This window comes from Leifsonia sp. 2MCAF36 (assembly GCF_052115525.1).
Taxonomy (GTDB): Bacteria; Actinomycetota; Actinomycetes; order Actinomycetales; family Microbacteriaceae; genus Leifsonia.
Window position 1 is genome coordinate 143680 of the sequence record NZ_JBFRGV010000010.1, and the last position, 22548, is coordinate 166227.

The following is a 22548-nucleotide window of genomic DNA, read 5'->3' on the forward strand; positions in this document are numbered from 1 at the left end:
GCTAGTTCGGGTACACCGTGATCGGTGCGGCGAGCGCTCCGGGGGGCGACAGCGCGAAGCTGCTCGCGCGTCCATCGGCCCCCACACTGACGCTGCCGCGCAGCCCGTCGGCCCCGGTGACCCGGTAGGCGCCGGGCCACAGCGAGAGCACAGCGCCGCCCTCGGCGGGGACCGTCAGCTTGGCCGGCGAACCGTTCCCGGAGAGAGCCGTGACGGTGACCGCACGATCGGATTCGCCCGCGTTCGAGAGGTGCAGGATCGCCGACCCGCCGGTGGGGATCGTCGCAAGCAGCTTCTTCTGCAGCGGCTGCGCCGACGAGAACCAGGTGAAGTCGCGTGTCGCCGTGCCGATCACCGACGTCCGGACCGCGGCGACCACCGGAACGCTGGAGTTGACCGTGACGGTGTAGTTGCCGTCCTTCAGGTGGTCGAGCGGCACTTCGGCGACCGTCCCGGCCTTGACCGTCGTGGCCGACGAGTTGCCGGCGGCCGTGCCGGTCTCGCCGACAGCGCCGACGGTGATCTGCGCGTCCTTGTCGCCGGGGGCGAGCACCCGGACGACGGGATAGTCGACGCCGACGCCCTCAGCCGACTGCGCGCCGGCGATGGCGTCCATCGACGCGATGGTCACACCAGGGATGATCTGCTGGCGGCCCGGCGCAGCGCTCGCTCCGGCGAGCTCGGCGCCTCGCGGCTGGATGCCCTGCTCGTAGCTCTGCTGCATCGAGGCGACGACTTCGCCTCCGGTGGTGCGCACGCGGACCACCGGGGCGGAGGCGGAGGGTGCCAGCCCGGCGAGCGGCACGACCTTCTGGGCGCCGGCCGGGACGAGGATGCCCGTGGCGCCGGGTGCGCTGACCGCACCCGACTCCGTGTAGATCGACAGCTCGACGGTCGCATCCACCTTGCCGGCGTTCGACAGCAGTACCAGGCTCGTCTGGCCGAGTGAGGTCGCACCGGCCACCAGCCAGGCGTCGGAGCTGGGCTCGTCGCAGGCGGCGACAGCAAGGCCGGCCAGGTCGTCGGTGAACGCCGTCTGGGTCTGTGCGACCGCGAAGAGCGGAGGTGCGGTCGCGCCCTGCGGGGTGGAGACGGACGCCACGAGCGGCGCCTCGTCGCGCGAGGTGCCGTCCGCGTCAGGCTTCAGCGCGTGCTTCTGCACCTCGACGCCGTCCGCGTTGGACGCGAAGGTCGGGGTGCCGACAGCACTCGGCCGGGTCGCGGCGCCCGCGTCGGCGGCGAGCGCCAGCAGCGGCCCAGGGCAGACGCGCTGCTGGTCGGCGGGCACAGGGGTGACCGTTTTCGACGGTGCCGCGATGGCGAAGTCGGGAAGCGGGAGGAAGGTTGCGCCGACGACGGCGACGATCGCGACACCGATGCCGACGATTCCGCCGACGGCGCGCATGCCGATGCGGGCGAGGCCCTTGCGGTCAGCCACGGTCGCCTCCCTCGAAGCGGGCTCGGGGTCGGATGATGGTCTCCTCCAGGCCGTCCTCGAGCGTGGTCGGGGCCGGCGGCGTTGTCACCCGCTCCATCTCGCGATCGACGTCGTGATGGATGTCGCGATCGACGTCGGACTCGACATCGGGCCCGAACTCGGGTTCGGAGTCCTGGGGTGCGACGTCGGCGTCATCCGCCGTCGTCTCCGGGCTCGGCGACGGGACCTCGTCCTCCTCGGCCGACTCGACGACGGCCTCGTCGTCCGGCTCGGCCTCGTATTCGTCGAGGGTCTCGTCGGCAACACCGTCGGCGGGTGCCGGCGGGTCCGGTTCGTCGTCGGGCTCGACCGCCCGTTCGTCGTTCTTCCGGTGCGGACGGCGCGCGGACAGTTCCGAGACGCGGTCGGCGGAGCGCGTGGTGGGGATGGCGAGCAGCAGAGTGGCACCGACGATCAGCCCCTGGACCACCAGCACGATCACGCGCCAGAGGCCGCCGGCGTCGGCCGGGATCCGCGCTGCGGGCGGCACAACGGCCGTGGCGCGATCGAAGGCCCAGAGCCGCCCCGTGCTGGTGGAACCGACCGGCGCCAGCAGCGGGTTCGCATCCATGGCGACCTCGGCACGCACGCGGGTCGCATCGGCGACCGTCCCGTCCGGCGCCCGCAGCGCGCCGGCGGGCGGCGTCAGGAGGACGAAATCCACACCGAGGCGCTTCAGCTCGGAGGACGCGTCGTACCCGCTGCGGGAGGACAGATTGCCGGCGAGCACGGCAAGGTCCCGCTGCCCGGCGGTCATCGCTCGCTGGGTGGACGCGAGGGTGGACTGATCGTCGAGCGTCTGGCCGCTGCCGCGCAGGATGTCGGCGCGGATGCCGCCTCCTGCCTGCGGCACGATCCGCAGGGTCCCGGTGCGTGGCTGCGTCGCCGCCTTGGCGGTCACCACGGCGGGCAGCGTGCGTCCGTCGCTCTCGGCGACGGCGGTCTGGCCGTGCAGGCCGGCAACTCCGATCGGCACCAGGGCGACCGCGAGCGTGACGACGACCACCCACGCCGGATAAACCGCCGCACGCCCGATGGCCGACAGTGCGAGCACCGCCGCGCCGACCAGGCCGAGCCAGTAGAGGCTCACGGCGCTTCCGGGCCAGATGGGCACCACCGTGCCACCCGTGACCGCGAGCTGCAGGTGCAGGGCGACGACGGCCGTCACGAAGCCGGCCAGCGCGACGAGCAGCGCGACGATCGCGCGGACCGTTCCGCGCAGGAAGAGCGCCAGGAGCGCCAGGATGCCGAGCGGCGCGAGCAGGATGGCGACGATGAGGGTGGCCGAGGTGGCGGGCAAGCCGAGGCTCGCGGCGAGGGTGTGCCAGCCGCCGAGCGTGCCGTCCGGGAAACCCAGTGCCAGCTGCCATGCCGGCGTCTGCCGGGCGTCCAGCGGCACGCCGGGGTCGGCGAAGACCGAGAGCCAGGCGCCGCGCCCGATCTGCTGCCAGGCGAGCGGCGCGAACAGCACGACGGCCGGCAGCGGGATGAAGACGATGCGGGCCGCGCGACGCCCGGCGAAGGCGATGGCGGCGATCCACGCGATGGCCAGGGCGGGGATCAGGATGGGCGCGCAGGCGACCGTGGCCGCTGTCAGGAGAGCCGTGGTGGCGCTGGCCGCCCAGGACCGCCGGGCGGCCAGACCGACGAAGAACAGCCACGGCAGCAGGATGTGCGCGAGGACCGCGGCCGGACGTCCGCCCAGCAACGCCACCAGCAGGGTCGGAGCGAGAGCGTAGGCGAGGGCGCCCACCGTCCGGAGGACGCCCCGGTTGGTCAGCCGGGCCGCGGCGAGCCACGCGCCAAGGGCTGCCAGGGGCAGGGCGAGCAGCCAGAGCAGCACCAGCGACTGGGACGGCTGCCAGAACGTGATCGTGCCGAGCACCGCCAGCACCGCGGAGAACGGGTCGGCGGCGCCGGTGAAGCCGAGGCTCACATCCCGCCACCCGTAGCCGAGGTTCGCCCACAGCTGGCCGACCGACGCGTCGAGCGGGAGCAGACCGCCGCCGCTCAGCGCGCCGGAACCGATCAGGGGGAAGAACAGCGCGACGCCGACGAGGAGCGCCACGAGCACCGTCCATCCGCCGCCTGTGCCGAAGAAGTCGAGGTCCTGCCGTTCGCCCTGCTGCTCCACCAGGGCCGCCTCGCGCTTGAGGGCGCGCGCCCTGCGCACTTCCGCGAACGGGATGCGCAGCGGCGCGACGGCCGCCCAGCCCACCTCGCGGGCACCGGCCAGGCGACGTCGCGCGTTGCGGACGGCGAGCCCGGAGAACGCGACGCGGAAAGCCGCACCGAGCTCACCGCCGATCGAGCCCGGCTCCTTCCGGAGCAGGCGGACCAGGCCGCGCACGATGGCGAGCGGGACGAGAGTCAGCCAGTGCAGTGGGACAGCCCAGCCGGGCGCGTAGGCCATCCGGCGGTGCAACTGCGCCCGGCGATGCTCGCCGGCGAGCCGGCGGCGGACCGTCCACTTGCGTGAGAGGTTCGGCCCGGCCAGACCGTCACCGGCGATGGCGACGCGCGCCTGGGCGACCAGGGTGACGCGGAAACCGGCGAGCCGGGCACGCGTGCAGAAGTCCAGACCGTCGTCGACCGGGAGGGCAGGGTCGAAGCCGTCCAGCCGCTCCCACAGGGCCTGCCTGACCAGCATCCCGGCGCCGGAGACAGCGAGGACATCGCTCAGGCCGTCGTGCTGGGCCTGGTCGAGTTCGTTCTCGACGAGGGGTACGGAAGCGCCGAACGGCGTCATCGCCTCGCCGAACTCGCGGATGAAGGCGGGGTCTTCCCAGTCGACCAGCTTCGGACCGACGACGGCGACGGACGGCGAGACCTCGAGTGCGGCCAGCAGGGCTTCCAGCGCCTGGGGCTCCGGGGCGGTGTCCTGCGCGAGCAGCCAGAGCAGTTGTTCCGACCCTGAGCTGGGGGGCAGCACGCCGACCGCTGCGGAGACAGCTGCGCCGAACGGGCGCTTCTCGGGGAGCGAGATCAGCTGGCTGGGCTGCGATTCGGACAGCAGTTGCCTGGCGTCGTCGACGGCGCCGCAGTCGACGGCGATCACGGCGTCCGGTCGGCGGGTCTGCTCCGCGAGGGCGTCGAGAGTGCGCTGCAGGTGTGGCCCGCCGCTCTGGGCGACGACAATGGCGGTGACTCTCGGATACATCGGGAGTCAGCCTAGGTTGGGTGCGCGCCGATCTCGGCTTTGACGTGGGCGCGGCGCGGATCAGCCCGGCGGGTCGAAGGCCGGTTCAGCCTGCGCGCTTGCGGAGCTTGCGACGCTCGCGCTCCGACAGCCCGCCCCAGATCCCGAACCGCTCGTCGTTGGCGAGCGCATACTCGAGGCACTGGGATCGGACTTCGCAGGAGGTGCAGATGCGCTTGGCGTCGCGGGTCGAGCCGCCCTTCTCCGGGAAGAACGCCTCAGGGTCGGTCTGAGCGCACAGAGCGTCGGTCTGCCAGGACAGCGGATTGTCGTCCTCGACCTCCGCCTGGCGGACTCCGGGGACCCCGAGTTTGACCGGGTCGACGAACCAGTCGTCGGGTACCCCCGCACGATATTCTGGAACTGGCATATCGGTCTCCCCACCCATGCACTGCTGAAACACGAGATTCCCGTGTGCCACTAATTACACCGTTGTCATTCGCTCACGTCAAGTCGCGAATCGTAAAGCCTGCACCGCTGGTCGAGAGTTCGCGACGCGCCGGGGAACGACAACAATCGCGACACGCCCGGTCGGGGCAGCCCCCGCCGGAGACGGTGTCAGGACGCCGCCTGGCGTGCTTCCCAGGCGCTGCGCACCATCTCGTCGAGGGTGTGTCGCATCTTCCAGTCGAGATCACGCGCGGCGAGCTCTCCTGAGGCCACGATCCTCGCCGGGTCGCCCGCGCGTCGAGGCCCCACTTCTGGGGTGAAGGCGATGCCCGTCACCTCGGCCACCGTCGACATGATCTCCCCGACCGAGACGCCGTCACCGCTGCCCAGGTTGTAGACCGCCTCGATCGGCTCGCCCGCATCCAGCCGCTTCGCCGCGGCGACGTGCGAGACCGCCAGATCCGCGACGTGGATGTAGTCGCGAACGCAGGTGCCGTCCGGCGTGGGGTAGTCGGTGCCGTTGATGCGCGGGGTGCGACCCTCGGCCAACGCGTCGAACACCAGGGGGAAGAGGTTGTGCGGGCTGGTGTCGCGCAGGCTCACGTCTCCGGAGCCGACGACGTTGAAGTATCGCAGCGAGGTGCGGCGCAACCCGGCGGCAACGCCCTGATCGCGGAGGAGCCACTCGCCGATCAGCTTGGACTCGCCGTAGGGCGACTCCGGGCTCTTCGGAGTCGACTCCGTGACGATGTCCACGTCCGGTGTCCCGTAGACCGCAGCGGACGACGAGAAGACGATCGCGTCGACGCCGGCGTCCTGCATTGCGGCCAGCAGCACGGCGGTCGCTGTCACGTTCTGCTCGTACGTGTGCAGCGGACGCTGAACCGAGACGCCCGCGTACTTGAACCCGGCGACGTGCACGACGCCGCTGATCGGGTTCTCGGCGAAGATCGACGACAGCAGGTCGCCGTCCAGGATGGTGCCGCGGTAGAAGGGGACGCCGGCCGGCACGAACTCCGCATGCCCGCTCGACAGGTCGTCCACGACGACCACGTCGATCCCCTGCTCACGGAACGCCCGCACGACGTGCGCTCCGATGTAGCCTGCTCCTCCGGTCACCAACCACGCCACGGGGGTACCTCCTGCTCGATGGAGCTTCCCACCCTAGCGGCGGGGAACGGAGGAGACCTGCGGCCGAATCGACTCCCCGGCCTCCGATTCCACCCGCCGCACGGCGTGTCCTACGTTTCCTCCTCCCTTCCCGACGCGGCGGGAAACGGAGGATTCCCGCGAACAAATAGCGGAATCGGCGGGAAACGGAGGGCGGCTCAGCCGGGTGACGGCGGAACTCCTCCGGTCGGTCGGCTCGGGTCTCGGGGGCGGGACTCAGACGAACGCGGCCTGCCCGGTGATCGCCCGGCCCACGATGAGGGTGTTCATCTCGCGCGTGCCCTCGTACGAGTAGAGCGCCTCGGCGTCCGCGAAGAACCGCGCGACGTCGTACTCGAGCACGATGCCGTTGCCGCCGAGGGCCTCGCGGCACCAGGCGACCGTCTCGCGCATCCGTGCCGTCGCGAACGCCTTGGCAAGCGCGGAGTGCTCGTCGCGCTGCTCGCCGGCGTCGAGCATCTCCGAGACGCGCGTGCACAGCCCGATGGAGGCGGTGATGTTGCCGATCGACTTCACCAGGAGGTCCTGGATCAGCTGGTGTCCGGCGATCGGCTTTCCGAATTGGACCCGCTCGGTGGTGTAGCGCAGCGCGGCCTCGTAGGCGCCGACCGCGACGCCGATCGCCGACCATGCCACCTCTGCGCGGGTGAGCCGCAGCACGCGTGCCGTGTCCTTGAAGCTGTTCGCGTTCTGCAACCGAAGCGACTCCGGGACGACGACGTTCTCGAGGGTGATGTCGGCGTTCTGCACCATCCGCAGCGACTGCTTCCCCTCGATCTTCGTCGCGGTGAAGCCGGGTGTGGAGTTCGGGACGATGAAGCCCTTCACCTGCCCGTCCTCCGCGCTCTTCGCCCAGATGACCGTGATGTCGCTGAAGGTGGCGTTCCCGATCCAGCGTTTCGAGCCGTTCAGCACCCAGTTGTCGCCGTCCCGCGTCGCCACCGTCTTCAGCCCCTGTGCGGAGTCGGACCCGGAGGTCGGCTCGGTGAGCCCGAACGCGCCGAGCACCTCGCCGCTGGCAAGCTTCGGCAGCCACTCGGCGCGCTGCTCCTCCGAGCCGCAGACGCCGATCGCGCCGAGTGCCAGCCCATTCTGCACGCCGACGTAGGTGCTGACCGATGCGTCGACGCGCCCCAGTTCCAGGGCGACCCAGCCGCGGAACACGGCGGAGTTCTCGAAGGGGGCGGTCTCGGCGAAGCCCATGCCGATGGCTCCGTTGCGGTGCAGCACGTCGACGATCTGGTGCGGGAACTCCGCCTTCTCCCAGTACTCGTTGACGATCGGCTTGACCTCCGACTCCAGGTCCGCCCGGAGCGTCGTGATGAACTCCTTCTCGCGGTCGGTCAGCAGGTTCTCGAAGCCGTAGAAGTCGCCGGCGATGGTCTCGAAGGGCATGTGTGCTCCAGTGCGTCCACAGGGATGGTCGGGCCGTCGCCAGCCTAGGCAACGGATGCCGGACCGGACAAAAGGATTGGTAGTTTGGTCCAAGCGACAAAAGGGATGGGGACGCATGTTTGTGCGCATCGGCAACACTCCGCGCGACTACGCCTGGGGCTCGACGACGGCGATCGCCGGCCTTCTCGGCACCGAGCCGAGCGGAGGCCCGGAGGCGGAGCTGTGGCTGGGCGCGCATCCCGGCTCCCCGTCCCGGGTGCTCGACCCGCAGCTCGCAGACGGCGCCGAGAACCTCGCCGAGTGGGAGCGGACCAGCGACCTGCCGTACCTGCTGAAGGTGCTCGCGGCCGACGGCCCGCTGTCGCTGCAGGCGCATCCCTCCCCCGAGCAGGCGCGGGCCGGCTTCGAGCGCGAGAACGCCGCCGGGCTCGCCGGCGACTCACCGGACCGCAACTACAAGGACCCCTTCCACAAGCCGGAGCTGATCTTCGCGCTGAGCGACCCGTTCGAGGCGCTCTGCGGCTTCCGCGATCCGGCCGAGAGCCGCGCCGCGCTGGAGCGGCTCGCGGCCGCCGGCCGCGGAGGAGCGGTGCTGACCGGCTTCGCCCGCACGCTCGACGGCGAACCCGGCGCTGTCCTGCGCCGCGCGACCGAATGGCTGCTCGGCGGCGACACCGACGTCGACCTGCTGGTGGCCGAGGTCGTGGCGGCGGCGCGCGCCCTGCCCGATGATCGGGATGCGGACACCGTGCGGATGCTCGACGATGCCTTCCCCGGCGATCCGGGCATCGTCCTCGCACTGCTCCTCAACCGCGCCACCCTGCGGCCCGGCGAGGTGCTCTACCTGCCCGCCGGCAACATCCACGCCTACCTGCGCGGCCTGGGCATCGAGCTGATGGCCGCGTCCGACAACGTGTTGCGCGGCGGCCTCACCCGGAAGCGCATCGACGTGCCCGAGCTGGTCTCCGTACTCGACTTCGCGCCCATCCGCGCGACGCCCCTCGCGGCCGAGCATCCGTCCGCAGGAGTGGAGGTGTTCCGCCCGGATGTGCCCGATTTCCAGCTGTCCCGGGTCGAGCTCGGCGACGACGACCGCACCGCCCGGCTCCCGCTCCCCGGCACGGCCATCGCCCTGTGCACGGCCGGATCGCTGGAGCTGACCGGCGCCGGCGGAACGCTGGTCCTGGCCCGCGGTGAGGCGGCGCTGGTGACGGCGGACGAGGGCGAGCTGTCGATCGCGTCGGGACCGGGGACGCTCTTCGTCGCCACCCCCAACCGGTGAGCTATTCTGCGGGAGTGACGAGCCCCCTCCCCGCGCTGAAAGAACGAGTCCGTGCAGCCCGTTCCTCCACCGGCACCGGTGAGGCCGTCTTCGCCTCGGTCGTGCTGTTCACGCTGTTCGCCGGGGAGTTCTGGCGCGACCTGATCAGCTGGCCCGGCTACTTCGTGCTCGCCGCGGTTCTGGGCATCGGCAGCGCTGTGCTCCTCGTGCGGTCCCGGCCCACCTTCCGCTGGCGGACGACGCCGAAGGCGCTCGTCGTCTTCCTGGCGCTCGCCATCGTGTCCATCGCCTGGTCGGCCTACCCGGGGGCGAGCGCGCTGGGTGTCCTGGCCCAGCTGCTGACCACCGTGGGCGGCCTGTTCCTGGGCCTGCGACTCGGCCGCGAGGGGCTGCTGAGTGCTCTCAGCACGGCCTTCCGCTGGATCCTCGGGCTCTCCCTGCTCTTCGAATTCGTGGTCGCGGTCTTCGTCCGCCACCCGGTGCTGCCGCTCACGCCGGCGGAGGCGGTGCCGGCCGGCCCGCTCCCCCAGGCCTTCTACTGGAGTCGCGGCGTCCTGTTCCACGGGGGCCCCATCCAGGGCATCGTCGGCAACAGCAACCTGCTGGCCATGATCGCGCTGCTCGCGATCGTCGTCTTCGGCATCCAGTTCGCCGACCGTACGATTCGTCGCGGGTCCGCGGCGACGTGGCTCGTCATCGCCGTGCTCACGTTCGTGCTCACCCGCTCCGCCACGGTGATCGCGGCCTCCCTCGCGACCGCGGTGGTGCTCGGCTTCGCCCTGTGGACGCGCCGTGCCGGGCCTGAGCGCCGGACCCCCGTGTACGTCGTCGCTGCGGTCGCTGTGGCCGCGGTCATCGTCATCGTGTCGGTGTTCGCCTCCCGCATCCCCGCTCTCTTCGGGAAAAGCGAAGATCTCACCGGACGGTTGGACATCTGGGACAAGGTGATCGGCCTCGCGCAGCAGCGACCGGTCTTCGGGTGGGGGTGGGTAAGCTACTGGGCGCCCTGGGTGAAGCCCTTCAAGGGACTCGCCACGCGCAACGGGGTCGAGTACCTGCAGGCCCACAACGCCTGGCTGGACGTCTGGCTCCAGCTCGGCATCGTCGGTCTGGTGGTGTTCATCCTCCTCGTCCTCACCACGTTCGGCCGCGCCTGGTTCCTCGCGGTCGACCGCCCGCGCAGAACCGTCGCCGACGACCGCCCCTACCGCGCGACCGACCTCCTCCCGCTGCTGCTGCTGGCGGCGCTGATCGCGCAGAGCTTCGCCGAGAGCCGCCTGCTGATCGAGGGCGGCTGGGCGCTGCTCGTGGCGCTGGCGGTGTCCACAAAGCGGACCTGGCGCTGACGGCCCGTATCCTGTGCGTATGGCAACGCCCCGTCGGACTCTGGTGCCGCCCGCGGTGACCGAGTTCCTGGGCTCCGCCCGCTTCACCTCCACTCTCGCCCTGCTGGCGGTGGTCACCGGATTCTCGACGAACGCCATCCGTGCGCTGATCGGCTGGCCGGGCCTCATCGGAGCCCTCGCAGTGCTGGTCACCCTGGCCGCCCTCTCGTTCGCGGCACAGTGGCGACTGATCGAATGGCACGGTCTCCTGCCCATCTCGGCCCTGGTCTTCGTCGGCTGGTGCGCCCTCTCGCTGCTCTGGAGCCAGTACCAGTGGGCGACATTCGGCGCGGTGATCTATCAGCTGATCTTCGCCTTCCTGGCGGTCTACATCGCGCTCGTGCGGGACGCCATCCAGATCGTCCGGGTGGTCGGGGATGCGCTGCGGTTCCTGCTCACGCTGTCGCTGTCGCTGGAGGTGCTGAGCGGCCTGCTGCTCGACACCCCGATGCGCTTCCTCGGCATCCAGGGCAACATCGCGCTCGGCGGGCCGATCCAGGGCCTCTTCGGCACGCGCAACCAGTTGAGCATCGTCGCCCTGATCGCCTTCGTCACGTTCCTGGTCGAACTGCGCACCCGGTCGGTCCGGCCACCGGTTGCGGCGTACTCGATCTCACTCGCCGGTCTCTGCGTCCTGCTGGCGCACTCCCCCGTCATCGCGGCGGTGTCCGTGGTCGTCGGGCTGGCCACGCTGGCGCTCTACCTGATGCGGAAGGCACCGGCGAACCAGCGGCCGTACTTCCAGTGGGGGCTCGGCATCCTGACGGTCGCCGTGCTGGTCACCGCCTACATCTACCGCACCCGCGTCATCGACCTGCTCAACGCCCGCGCCGACTTCCAGGTGCGCTATCAGTTGTGGATCCAGATCTGGCAGCTCATCCCGGTCCAGCAGACAGTGGGCTGGGGGTGGGTGGGCTCCTGGCCGACCGACCTGTACCCGTTCACGGCCGTCCAGGCGGCGACCGGGGTGTACCACTCGAACGGCCTCAACGCCTATCTGGACGTCTATCTCCAGGTGGGGATCATCGGCCTGCTGCTCTTCATCGCGCTGATCGGGCTCGCCTTCGGCCGCTCCTGGCTGCTGGCCTCCAACCGCCGAAGCGTGGTCTACGCGTGGGCGCCGCTGGTGCTCGTCGCACTCCTGGTGACGAGCGTGTTCGAGAGCTCGATCCTGTTCGAGTCGGGCTGGATGCTGCTGGTGATCTGCACGGTCAAGGCGTCTCAGGGCATGAGCTGGCGACTCCGGCTGCCGCACCGCGACGCGAGCTGAGCGAACGACAGCAGGCCTGACTCAGCGCGAACCGCGCCTCACCGGGCCGACGGTGGCGTCCACCACCGTGGGACGGGTGCCCCACGCCGTGGAGTAGGGAACGACGGATCGGACGCTCGCACCGTGCTGCTGTGCAAGTTCGGCGAACGGAGCGGATCGCATGACCACGGACAGCACCCGTTCGGCGCTGCGCTGAAGGTCGCCGAGGCGCAGCGGGTAGCCGGCCGAGGGGTAGTCCCCACGGAGGGCGACCCGGTACGACACGACCGGTGAGGCCGCATCCCCTGGGCTCGCGTGAACGACGTCGGAGACGCTGACGCCGGACTTCTGCGCGGCCGCCATGGTGTCACCGGCCAGCACCGCCGTGACGTGCTGGTAGGCGGCCGCGACGTCGGCGAACGCCGGCTCCGCCGCATGCTTCTCGTTGTTGAGCGCGTCGCGCGTCGTGGCGGTGGAGGCGCGCGCGGCCGTCATCGAGGCGGCGTCGACCACGGTGCTGACGGATTCCGCTCCGGTCGCGGACGGCGCCAGCCCGTTGAACGACCACAACGTGTACGGGGCTCCCACGGCCGGTGTGACCGTGTCGGACACCGGCAGACCGTCCGTGTCGACGGCAGGCGGGTTCTTCTTCAGTGCGTTCAGGACCTCGTCCGGGTTCCACCCCGGCATGATGAGGTCGTTGCCCGCGTAAAGGACGCGGGCCGGTCCGGTGCGGGGACCGGCCCCCCAGTCGGTCATCACCAGCCCGGTGAACCCCCACTCGCCGCGCAGGACGTTGGTGTCCAGGTCGTACGAGCCCGACGTGTAGTCACCGTTCACCCGGTTGTACGACGTCATGACGGCCATCGGGCGCGCGGTCTGCACGACGATCTGGAACCCGCGGAGGTAGATCTCACGCATCGCACGCTCGCTTAGGATCGAGTCGCTCGTCTCGCGCGACGTCTCCTGGTTGTTGGCGAAGAGGTGCTTGACGGTGACGCCGATGCCCGGGATGCTCTGGACGCCCTCCGTCATCGCCGCGGCCGTGAGTCCGGAGACGAGCGGATCCTCCGAGTAGTACTCGAAGTTCCTGCCGTTCAGGGGATCGCGGTGGATGTTCATGCCCGGCGCGAGCCAGAGGGTCACGCCGAAGGCGCGCATCTCGTGACCGATGGCCACGCCGACTGTGCGCACCAGAGCGGTGTCCCAGGTCTGCGCCAGCACCGTACCGACCGGCCAGGCGGTCGCCCGCCGATCCGCTGAGGAGCCCGGAGTTGCCTGCGGAGTGAGGCGCAGCCCGGCGGGGCCGTCGGAGAGCGTCATGCTCGCCACGCCCCGGTCTTCGAGTTGCGCCGTCGTGTAGCCGGCGACGCCGGTCGCCGACCGCGTGGAGCCGCGCGCGGATGCGCCCTCGACGATCTGGGCGAGCTGTCGTGCGGAGAGGCTCGCAACGAAGTCGCTCAGGCGGTAGCCGCCGTTCGCGACATCGAACAGGGTCTTCTTGTCATCCACCGCCACGGAGCGCACCGTTTCGCCTGGCTTCGCGGCGTAGGGGGATCCGGTGCCCTCCCAGTCGGTCTGCCCGGCAGGGAGGCTGGCGACGGTGCTGGACAGCAGGCTGCCGTCGAGGGTCGCCGCCGGCGAATCGGGCGGGGTGGGAGTGTTCTGCGCGTAGGGCGAGCGGGCATCGACGGTCGTCACGTCCGTCGCGGACACGGGGAGGACCGGCGCGGCGGCCACCTGCTTCGCCTCGTTCTGCGGGCGGTAGAAGGCGGCGGGATCGCTGCGCAGGTCACCCGCGACATCCGAGCCGTCGAGCGCATCGGACACGAGCTGGGTGGTCGCGTCCTGGTCGAGGCGGACGACCGCCGCCACCGACGTCGATCGGCTCGAGTCGCCGGCCCGGATGACGTAGTCGCCCGCGGGAAGCACCCAGCGCGAGTGCGCCGTGTCGTACGACGCGAGCGCTGAGGTGCGGAACGAGACCGTCACGGTCTGCGATGCGCCGGGGGCGAGCTCCGCTGTCTTCGCGTAGCCCACCAGCTGCTGGAACGGCTCGTCCTCGACGGTGGCGGGGGTCGAGGCGTAGACCTGCACGACCTGGCGGCCGGACCGCTTGCCGGTGTTGGTCACGTCCACCTGGACCGTCACCGACCGGGCGTCGGCGGTCGCTTTCCGGGTGGTCATCGAGAAGCGCGTGTATCTCAGGCCGTAGCCGAACGGATAGGCGACGACGCTGGCCGGTCTGGCGGCGTCGATCGTCGAGAAGAACGAGTCGAAGTAGCGGTATCCGACGTAGACCCCCTCGCGGTAGCGCTCCTGTTCGCTGTTCCCGTCCGCACCGGCGAAGCTGGCGGCGGCCGGATAGTAGGAGTACTTCGAGGCCCAGGTGTCGGTCAGCCGACCGGACGGGTCCACCACGCCGTCCAGGACGTCGGCGAGTGCCGCACCGGACTCCTGGCCGCCCTGGCCCATCAGCAGCAGCGAATCCAGGCCTCTGCCGCCCTCCGGGTCCCTGACTGTCGCAGCGATCGTCGGGAAGAAGGACGTGTCGACGATCCCGCCGACGTTCAGGACGACGACCACATTGGAATAGACAGCCGCCAGCACCCGGAGGTCCGCCTCCTCGACGGGGCCGAGCAGGTAGTCGCCGGGACCTGAGGACCGGTCCGCGCTCTCGCCGGAGTCACGCGACAGGACGTAGATGGCCGTTCTGGTGGCGCGCGTCGGCTTCGCCGTCTGGGCGGTCAGGGGCTGCTCGACGCCCGCGAAGTCGACGGGAGGCGCCGGTGCGGGTTGGGGGCCGTCGGGGTACTTCGCGTCGTACGCCGTGGTCATGGCCTCCCAGTAGGCGGGGGGCGTTGTGATGGAATGGCCCGTCCGCTCCAGGCCCTCCCGCACGGAGACCGTCGGGCGACTGTTGACGTCACCCGACCCGGTGCCGCCCTTCACGGTCGCGTATGCACCCACTCCGAACACGGCGATGGGACTCTTGGCCTCCAGCGGCAACGAAGCGCCGTGGTTCTCGAGCAGCACCATCCCCTCGGACGCGGCGGAGCGGGACAGTGCCGCGTTGTCCGCCCAGAGACCCGTTTCGACCGGGGCGGGGCTGTGCGACCGAGTGGCGATGACCACCGTCGCAGCGGCGATGACGAGGACCGTCGCCACGGCAGCAGCGAGCCACCACCAGCGCGGCCGGCGCTCTGCGGTCGGGCGCTCGGCGGCTGGGCGCTCGGCGGCTGGGCGCTCGGCGGTCGGACGCTCGGACGTCACAACGCGGCCCGATGCGACTGCAGCAGATCCCGCACCGCGTCGCGTCGGCCCTGGCTCGCGAAGCGGTCGTAGCCGCCCGAACGGAGCAGCGCCGCGACGGCCGGGAGACGCCGGAGCCGGGAGGTCGGGAGGTCGGCCCGGGTGCGCTCGAACGCCGCCTTCCCCACGGCGGCGGTGACGTACGCCCGGGGCACGGCATCGCCGAGCCCCGCCAGCCGGTCGGCGAGCACGGCGAACTTGCGCGCGAGCAGCTCGTTGCGCTCCCCGCGCGGCTCGAGCACCCGGCGGACCTTGTAGCGCAGGGTCGGGGCCGTCACCCCGATCTGGTTGCCGCCGTGCTGCCGATAGTCGATCGTCGCCTCGTCGAGCACGGAGACACCGCCGACCGCGGATGCGATGATCGCCAGCCACTCGTCGTGAACCCACTCCGCGGGGATCGGCTGCGCATACTCCAGCAGCGCGGAGCGGAGCATCACCGTCGCGCCCGTGGCCAGGTTCCGGCGCAGCAGTGCTTCGAAGCCGCGGCCGGTCTCGACCAGCGAGCGCTCGGTCGTCGAGAGTTCGAGATCGCCGAACAGCGTGCGCCCGAGCGGCGCCCCGTCGCCGTCGACCAGGCGCGCGTCCGTCCAGACGAGGAGCGCATCCGTCTGCTCCAGGGCCGTGGTCACCCGGTCGACCTTGTCGGGGTGCCACACATCGTCCTGATCGCACAGTGCGATGGCCGCTTCGGTCGCCCGGCCGAGGGCCGCCGCGAAGTTCCCGGTCACTCCGAGTGCCACCGGGTTCTGGATCACCGTGAGTTCGACGCCGGATCCGGCCGCGGACACCTCGCGCCGCGCACGATCGACGGTGCCGTCACTCGACGCATCGTCGGAGAGGACGATCTGGGATACCGGCGTGGTCTGCCCGAGGATGCTCCGGATCTGTTCCCCGACGACGCTCTCGCCGTTGTGCGTGCAGAGGACGACGGAGACCGGTCCGAGAGTCATGCCGTCTCGGCGACGGCCTGGCCCGCGATCCACGCCTGCAGTGAGCCGATACCGTCGCGCAGGCTCCACTCGGGGGCCCAGTCGAGCGCGATCTCGGTCGGCAGGATGTCGCAGGCCGCGAACCGGACGTCGCCGTCACGGAACTCGCCGGAGACGACCGGGGCGGGAGCGTCGTGGTACCGGGCGATCTCGGTCGCCAGCTCCAGGATCGTGGTCGCGACGCCGGAGCCGACGTCGTAGCGACGAACGCCGACGGCAGGCTCGCCGCGGAGATCGGCGGCGAAGGCGGACACCACATCGTCGATGTAGACGAAGTCGCGGACGATCTGCCCGTCCTCGTAGACCGAGATCGCCTTCCCGGCCCTGGCGAGACGGGAGAAGAGGGAGACGATGCCCGTGTAGGGGTTCGTCAGCGATTGCCCCGGACCGTAGACGTTCTGGAGGCGGAGGATGTCGAGCGAGAGGTCGCGGGCACCGCACCAGACGTCGAGCAGGTGCTCCTGCGCCAGCTTGGTGGCCCCGTAGACGTTCGTGGGAGCCGGCACCGTCGTCGCCACGGAGCTGGGCACGGCGGTGGCTCCGGGCAGATCCCACTCGCCGTTCTCCAGCTGGCGCCGCGACCGCACGCCCGCCTTCACGATCTCGCCGGAGGCGGTCCGCCAGTCGCCCTCGCCGTAGACGGCCCGGCTGCTGCTCAGCACGAAACGGTCGGGGACGTGCCCGCTGCGCGTGAACGCATCCAGCATCGCCGCGGTGCCCACCACGTTCACCGCCGTGTGACGCGTCGCCTCGCTGAACGACTGCGCGGTGCCGGTCTCGGCGGCAAGGTGGATGACCGTTTCTGGCCGGAAGTCCGCGAGCAGGGCGTCCCAGTCGGACGCCGAGGTGACATCCCCCACCACCAGCTCGGCCTCCGCCGGGAGGGCGTCGGGCCGCCGGGCGACGGCGTGGACTTGAGGGTGGAGCGAGTCGAGCGCGACCCACCGGCGCGCGGAAGCGGCGAGCGACTGCGCGAGAGCGCAGCCGATGAAGCCGGCACCACCGGTAACGAGGACGTCACCGAGCTGGTTCATTGTCGGGTTCCTTCGGGCTGAGGGCGAGGGGCAGCTGAGCGGCCAGATCCTGGCAATTCTAGCGGTGCCCACCGAACGGGCGCCCTCTGCGCCCCGGGGGGGCGACTCCCGGAAGTCTTCGGGATTCGCCGTTACAATGATGCCGTCCCCCGGTACTGGCGCGCGCCCTCGCGCGCGGCGCCCACGGCTGCCGGGGCACGGAGAGGACCATATGGCCAACCGCGTATCGATCGTCATGCGCACCCGTGACCGTCCCACCCTCCTCCGTCGCGCCCTGGCGAGCGTCGCGTCCCAGACCCTTCGGGAGTTCGAACTGGTCGTCGTCAATGACGGTGGCGACCCGGCAACCGTCGATGAGCTCCTGGCCGCCACCTCAGGGCTCGGCGAGCCGGTGGTCGTCCACAACACCGACTCCGTCGGCCGCGAAGAAGCGGTCAACGTCGGCGTGGCGGCGTCGAGTGCGCCTCTCGTGGCCGTCCTCGACGACGACGACTCCTGGGCACCCGGCTACCTGGAGGCGACGGTCGCCCGCCTGGAGTCCGGGTCGGACGGCGCCGTCGCCGTGCGCACCGAGGTCGTCTACGAGCGCATCGAAGGCGACGCAGCGGTGGAGATCAATCGGGAGATCCTCCGCTCGGACCTCCGACGGGTGAGCCTGGTCGAGACCCTGTACGGCAACTACGTGCCGCCGAGCTCGATGGTCGTCCGCCGGACCGTCTTCGACGAACAGGGCGGCTGGGACGGCTCGCTTCCGGTGCTCGCCGACTGGGAGTTCACGCTCAAGGTACTGGCCAACTCCTCCATCGCCTTCATCGACGGCGAACCGCTGGCGTTCTGGCACCGCCGCGAGGAGGAGACGGGACCTCTCGGCAACAGCGTGCACGCCCACAGCGCGCACCACGTGGAGTACACGGCGGTCGTCCGCGACGGCTTCCTCCGGTCCGATTCCGCAAAAGGCGGCGCTCTCGGCGACGCCCTGGTGATCGCCGACTCCCACAACAAGCTCTCCCGCCAGATCGACCTGGCGCGTCAGGACCTGATCAACCACGGGGCAGGCAACGCCTTCACCCTCTCCCAGCAGATCGCCTCGCTGGTCGACCGGCTCGACGGGCTGTCTCGTCAACTGGACGGCCTGAAGGACCAGCTGGACCTCCTCAACTCCCGCTCATTCCCCAACGTTTTGCGCCGCGCTGCTTCGAAGACGAAGTCCGGTGTCACGGGTGTCCTCCGACAGACGCATCGTGATCCCGCTACGGGACCCGACAGCCAGGCCGAGAAACGGGAGTGAATCACCGCGCATGACTGACAGGAAGACTTTTCAGGACGGCGACCACCGTGTCATCTTCTACTTCGTCTACGACCCGACGGGCGAGGTGGGCGACTACATCCCGTACAAGCTCGAGAAGCTGCGCCCCTTCGCCGACCACATCTTCGTGGTGGTCAACGGAGCGCTGACCGACGGCGGCAGGAGAAAGCTCGAGAGCGTCGCGGACACGGTCTTCCAGCGCGACAACGTCGGGTTCGACGTGTGGGCGTACAAGTCCGCGCTCGAGGAGTTCGGGCGTGAACGTCTGGCCCAGTTCGACGAACTGATTCTGATGAACTACACATGGTTCGGGCCGGTCCGCCCGTTCGAGCCGGTGTTCGAGAAGATGAACGGGCTCGAGGTCGACTTCTGGGGTCTCACCGACCATGCCGGGATGACGCCCAACCCGTACACGCTCATCGGCTCCATGCACGATCACATCCAGTCGCACTGGATCTCGGTCCGCCGCTCGATGTTCGTCTCCGACGTGTGGAAGAAGTACTGGGACGAGATGCCGATGATCGAGTCGTACACCGACTCGATCGTGAACCACGAGTCCCGGTTCACGCACCACTTCGAGTCGCGCGGGTTCGCCAAGGCCCTGGCCTTCCCGAAGGAGGACTACCCGTCCGACCACCCGGCGTTCGTCAGCGCCCGCGCGCTCCTCGAGGACGGGTGTCCTGCGCTCAAGCGCCGCCCGTTCTTCCACAGCCCGCTGTATCTCGACCGCGAGGCGATCATCGGCCGGTGGCTGCTGGAGGAGACCGCCGAGTACGGCTACCCGATGGAGCTGATCTGGCGCGACCTCGCCCAGCACGCGCAGCCGAAGGTCCTCAACACGAACGCGTCGATGCTGGAGATCCTGCCGGAGACGGTGGAGTCGTACGACCCGGCTGACGTCCAGCGAATCGCTGCCATCGTGCACATCTTCTACGAGGACATGACGGACGAGCTTCTGGACCGTCTCGCCACCCTGCCCTCTTCGTTCGACCTCTACGTCACGACGACGACGGAGGAGAAGGCGGCGGTGATCCGCGAGGCCATCGCGGCGCGCGGGCTGGAGCTCATCGGAAAGTACGACGTCCGCGTCCTGCCGTCCAATCGCGGGCGCGACCTCAGCGGTTTCTTCATCGGCGCCGTGGATGTGCTGCGTCGCGACGACTACGACCTCATCGTCAAGATCCACTCGAAGAAGACGGTGCAGCAGACGCCGAACGCCGGCGACTTCTTCAAGCGCCAGCAGTTCGACAACCTCCTCAACTCCCCCGGCTACACGGCCAACCTGATCGGGTTGTTCCAGAAGGAGCCGGGGCTGGGGATGGTCTTCCCGCCGACGATCCACATCGGCTACCCGACCCTCGGTCACGCCTGGTTCTCGAACAAGGAGCCCACGAAGGAACTCTGCGATCGCCTCGGCATCAAGGTGCCCCTCGACGATGTCTCCCCGCTCGCACCCTTCGGCGCCATGTTCGTCGCTCGGCCGGAGGCACTCAGGATCCTCACCGATGTCGACTGGCAGTATGACGAGTACGCGTCGGAGACCGAACACAGGGACGGCAGTCTGGCGCACGTCCAGGAACGGATCGTGGCGTACGCGGCCGGCCAGCTCGGATACCACGTCCGGACGGTGGCCAACGCCCGCTATGCGGCGATCAGCCACACGTTCCTGGAGTTCAAACTCGACATGATGAGCGCGCCCGTCCCCGGCTACCCGATCGACCAGGTCTTCTGGCTCTGGAACCACGTCGGAGACGCCGCCGATCCACTTCGGGAGCTCAAACGCTTCGTCACCGATCGTCACCCCCGGCTGGCCACCCAGCTGCGCAAGCTGTACACCCCGGCACGGTCGGTCTATCGCCGGAGTCGCGGAGTCCTCCGCCGCGTCAGACGAGACAAGAACAGTCAGTAAGGAACCACCCAGTGCCCAAGAATCTGTCGGAGGTCTTCAACCCCCGCGCTAACAGCATCGGATTTCTCCGATGGCTGATGGCCTTCATGGTCATCTTCTCGCACGCCGGACCCATCGGAGGGTTCTACGGCGGCGAAGACCTGGGAACCCAGATCAGCCACGAGCAGTCGCTCGGCGGCGTCGCGGTCTGCGGGTTCTTCTTCTTCTCGGGCTTCCTGATCACGCAGAGCCGGATGGGCAAGTCGAGCACGCTCCGCTACTTCTGGCGCCGGTTCCTGCGCATCTTCCCGGCATGGTGGCTGTCCCTGCTGACGATCGCGTTCGTGTTCGGACCGATCGCCTGGGTGCAGGAGAAGGGCAGCCTGGCCGGCTACTTCACGACGACCAAGGACTCGCCGCTCACCTACTTCTGGAACAACTTCACACTCGTCATCACCCAGCACAACATCGGCGGCATGGGGTCCAGTCTGCCCTTCGCCCAGTTGCACGGCGGCTACGACTGGAACGGTTCGGCCTGGACGCTGATGTACGAGTTCCGCGCGTACATCCTCGTCGGCGTCCTCGGTCTCTTCGGCGTCCTCGCCCACCGCTGGCTCGCCGGGAGCGTCGCGGTGGCCATCATCATCCTGTCCACACTGCAGTGGGCGTATGCGGGCCAGCTCGCGCACGTGGTGCCCTCGTTCCAGAATATCTACAACCTGCTCTTCCTCGGCCCGTTCGCGTTCGGCATGCTGTTCGCGCTCTTCCCGAAGAAGATCCCCATCGACGACCGATTGGCCATCGGCGCACTGGCGGTGGCGATCGGTACCTACGCCGTCGGCGGCTGGCTCGCCTACGGCCAGTACGCGTTCTGCTACTTCCTGATGTGGGTGGCCATCCGCGCCACCAAGCTCCGGCACTGGGAGAAGTACGGCGACCTGTCCTACGGCATCTACATCTTCGGCTGGCCGGTGATGACGCTGGCCGCGTTCTTCGGCCTGCAGCATGCGGGCTGGCTGGCGTACCACGTCGTCGTCATCGTCGTCTGTCACGTGCTCGCCTTCGCGAGCTGGCACCTGATCGAGAAGCCGGCCATGAGCCTCAAGAACTGGACGCCGAAGTGGCTGCTCTGGGTTCTGGAGCGGTGGGCCCCGATCAGCCTGCGGCTGAAGAACCGCTTCGTCGACCCGGTGTTCTCGTCGACGCACTACGCGGCGAAACTGCGAGAAGCCAAGACCCCGAGTGGGGAGGCTGCACAGTGAGCCTCCGCGAACTCCCGCCCGACCAGCAGGTGAGGGGCGGCCGGCGCCGCTGGGGCCGGCTCTACTACGTGCCCCTGGTCGTCCTCTTCACGCTCTCCGCGGTCGCGGCGGGCACCGGCTACGCGGTCAAGAAGCACATCGAGACCGCGCCCCCGGCCCTCGACAAGCCGGCCGCCGTCAGCGGTCCGGCGAAGACCTCGACGACCGCCCTGCCCGAGGTCTGCCACCCCGCCGTGGAGAAGCCGAAGCAGCAACTGTGGCTGACCGGGAAAGCGGATCAGGCCGAGAAGGTCTGGGACGCGCACAAGGGCGACCTCAGCAAGGACTACGTGACCGGCAAGGACGGCTACGTGTTCTGGAACGACATCCAGGCGATGAACTTCTCCCAGGCCGTCGGGCGCCGTGCCCTCTCGGTCGACGAGGCCGCCGACTGGCACACCTACCTGGCGTCGCTGCGCGACGAACTCAAGGCGAAGGGCATCCCGTTCTACGTCGTCGTCACGCCCGCCAAGTGGGACGTCTACCCGCAGGAGCTGCCCGACTGGGCGCAGTCCATCCGCGGTTCCGGACCGCTCGACCAGCTGATGCACCAGTACCCGGACCTGCCGATCATCGACCTCCGCGCTCCGCTGCGCGACGCGAGCAAGACCACTCCCACCTACAGCCGCGTCAACAGTCACTGGACGGACTACGGCGCGTACGTCGGCTGGAAGACGGTCGCCGACTGCATCAACACGACCGACCCGACCCTCGGGCCGCTCACCGTTCCCGCCTCGACCGGCGTCACCACCACCGACGAGAACAACGAGTTCGCGCCGTACGGCATCTCGAGCCCGGTTCCCGACTGGACCACCCCGACGTACGACCCGCAGCTCAAGAGCGTCGACCTGACGAAGAAGGACGGCACCACCACGACGGTCGACGGCGCGACGGCCACCGACCTCAGCCTCCTTCCGGTCTCGACCAAGACCACGGGGGCCGCGACCTCGAAGTCGCTGCTGTTCCTGCGCGACTCGATGGGCAACGGCCTCTCGGTGACGGTCCAGCAGGAGTTCGCGCAGACCTGGCAGCTGCGGCACAACTTCGACGCAGCCGAGCCCGGCGGATTGCCGGACGTCGCCCAGCTGATCTCCCAGCACAAGTCCGACATCGTCATCCTGCAGGTCGCCGAGCGCCATCTGAACTTCCCGCCCACGACGAAGAAGTGACC

At 69.8% G+C, this 22548-nt stretch carries 15 protein-coding genes; 7 read left to right on the forward strand and 8 right to left on the reverse strand.

Annotated features, from left to right (window positions below):
• Position 1 precedes the first annotated feature (1 nt).
• The 5 genes from AB4079_RS15840 to AB4079_RS15860 form a co-directional block, all read right to left on the reverse strand.
• Complete coding sequence (locus AB4079_RS15840; RefSeq protein WP_441788275.1) at positions 2 to 1438, reverse strand: DUF5719 family protein; 1437 nt, start codon at positions 1436 to 1438, stop codon at positions 2 to 4.
• The gene (locus tag AB4079_RS15845) at positions 1431 to 4637 is read right to left on the reverse strand and encodes a glycosyltransferase (RefSeq protein WP_441788276.1); all 3207 of its coding nucleotides are present in this window, start codon (positions 4635 to 4637) and stop codon (positions 1431 to 1433) included. The genes AB4079_RS15840 and AB4079_RS15845 overlap by 8 nt, the downstream gene beginning before the upstream one ends.
• An 85-nt stretch (positions 4638 to 4722) precedes the next feature.
• The gene (locus AB4079_RS15850) at positions 4723 to 5046 is read right to left on the reverse strand and encodes a WhiB family transcriptional regulator (protein ID WP_441788277.1); all 324 of its coding nucleotides are present in this window, start codon (positions 5044 to 5046) and stop codon (positions 4723 to 4725) included.
• Positions 5047 to 5234: 188 nt separating this feature from the next.
• On the reverse strand, positions 5235 to 6197 hold the full coding sequence (galE, locus tag AB4079_RS15855) for a UDP-glucose 4-epimerase GalE (protein ID WP_441788278.1): 963 nt from the start codon (positions 6195 to 6197) through the stop codon (positions 5235 to 5237).
• A 255-nt stretch (positions 6198 to 6452) separates the two neighbouring features.
• Entirely contained in the window at positions 6453 to 7631 is a 1179-nt protein-coding gene (locus AB4079_RS15860; RefSeq protein ID WP_441788279.1) for an acyl-CoA dehydrogenase family protein, read from the reverse strand.
• Positions 7632 to 7746: 115 nt separating this feature from the next.
• Between AB4079_RS15860 and manA the strand changes: the two genes are divergently transcribed.
• Genes manA through AB4079_RS15875 form a run of 3 tightly spaced genes read left to right on the forward strand, consistent with a single transcriptional unit; the run spans position 7747 to position 11568 of the window.
• Positions 7747 to 8913: a mannose-6-phosphate isomerase, class I gene (gene manA / locus AB4079_RS15865; RefSeq protein ID WP_441788280.1), complete on the forward strand. Its 1167-nt coding sequence runs from the start codon at positions 7747 to 7749 to the stop codon at positions 8911 to 8913.
• Positions 8914 to 8927: 14 nt separating this feature from the next.
• Positions 8928 to 10259 carry an O-antigen ligase family protein gene (locus AB4079_RS15870; protein ID WP_441788281.1) on the forward strand — a complete coding sequence of 444 codons (1332 nt, stop codon included), beginning with the start codon at positions 8928 to 8930 and terminating at the stop codon, positions 10257 to 10259.
• Between the two features lie 19 nt (positions 10260 to 10278).
• Complete coding sequence (locus AB4079_RS15875; protein WP_441788282.1) at positions 10279 to 11568, forward strand: O-antigen ligase family protein; 1290 nt, start codon at positions 10279 to 10281, stop codon at positions 11566 to 11568.
• Between the two features lie 21 nt (positions 11569 to 11589).
• Here AB4079_RS15875 and AB4079_RS15880 read toward each other — a convergent pair whose 3' ends face one another.
• Genes AB4079_RS15880 through AB4079_RS15890 form a run of 3 tightly spaced genes read right to left on the reverse strand, consistent with a single transcriptional unit; the run spans position 11590 to position 16882 of the window.
• Entirely contained in the window at positions 11590 to 14820 is a 3231-nt protein-coding gene (locus AB4079_RS15880) for a glycoside hydrolase family 3 protein (protein ID WP_441788283.1), read from the reverse strand.
• Positions 14817 to 15809, reverse strand: a complete 993-nt coding sequence (locus AB4079_RS15885) for a glycosyltransferase family 2 protein (RefSeq protein WP_441788284.1) — start codon at positions 15807 to 15809, stop codon at positions 14817 to 14819. Before AB4079_RS15885 ends, AB4079_RS15880 begins: the two co-directional genes overlap by 4 nt.
• The gene (locus AB4079_RS15890; protein WP_441788285.1) at positions 15806 to 16882 is read right to left on the reverse strand and encodes an NAD-dependent epimerase/dehydratase family protein; all 1077 of its coding nucleotides are present in this window, start codon (positions 16880 to 16882) and stop codon (positions 15806 to 15808) included. The genes AB4079_RS15885 and AB4079_RS15890 overlap by 4 nt, the downstream gene beginning before the upstream one ends.
• A 211-nt stretch (positions 16883 to 17093) precedes the next feature.
• On the opposite strand from AB4079_RS15890, the gene AB4079_RS15895 reads away from it, so the two are divergent.
• The 4 genes from AB4079_RS15895 to AB4079_RS15910 are packed head-to-tail and all read left to right on the forward strand — an operon-like array spanning position 17094 to position 22546.
• Positions 17094 to 18170: a glycosyltransferase family 2 protein gene (locus AB4079_RS15895; RefSeq protein ID WP_441788286.1), complete on the forward strand. Its 1077-nt coding sequence runs from the start codon at positions 17094 to 17096 to the stop codon at positions 18168 to 18170.
• A 10-nt stretch (positions 18171 to 18180) separates the two neighbouring features.
• Positions 18181 to 20097, forward strand: a complete 1917-nt coding sequence (locus AB4079_RS15900) for a rhamnan synthesis F family protein (RefSeq protein ID WP_441788287.1) — start codon at positions 18181 to 18183, stop codon at positions 20095 to 20097.
• Positions 20098 to 20108: 11 nt separating this feature from the next.
• Positions 20109 to 21338 (forward strand): acyltransferase family protein, encoded by a 1230-nt coding sequence (locus tag AB4079_RS15905; protein WP_441788288.1) that lies wholly within the window; start codon positions 20109 to 20111, stop codon positions 21336 to 21338.
• Positions 21335 to 22546 carry an alginate O-acetyltransferase AlgX-related protein gene (locus AB4079_RS15910; protein ID WP_441788289.1) on the forward strand — a complete coding sequence of 404 codons (1212 nt, stop codon included), beginning with the start codon at positions 21335 to 21337 and terminating at the stop codon, positions 22544 to 22546. The genes AB4079_RS15905 and AB4079_RS15910 overlap by 4 nt, the downstream gene beginning before the upstream one ends.
• Positions 22547 to 22548: the final 2 nt, after the last annotated feature.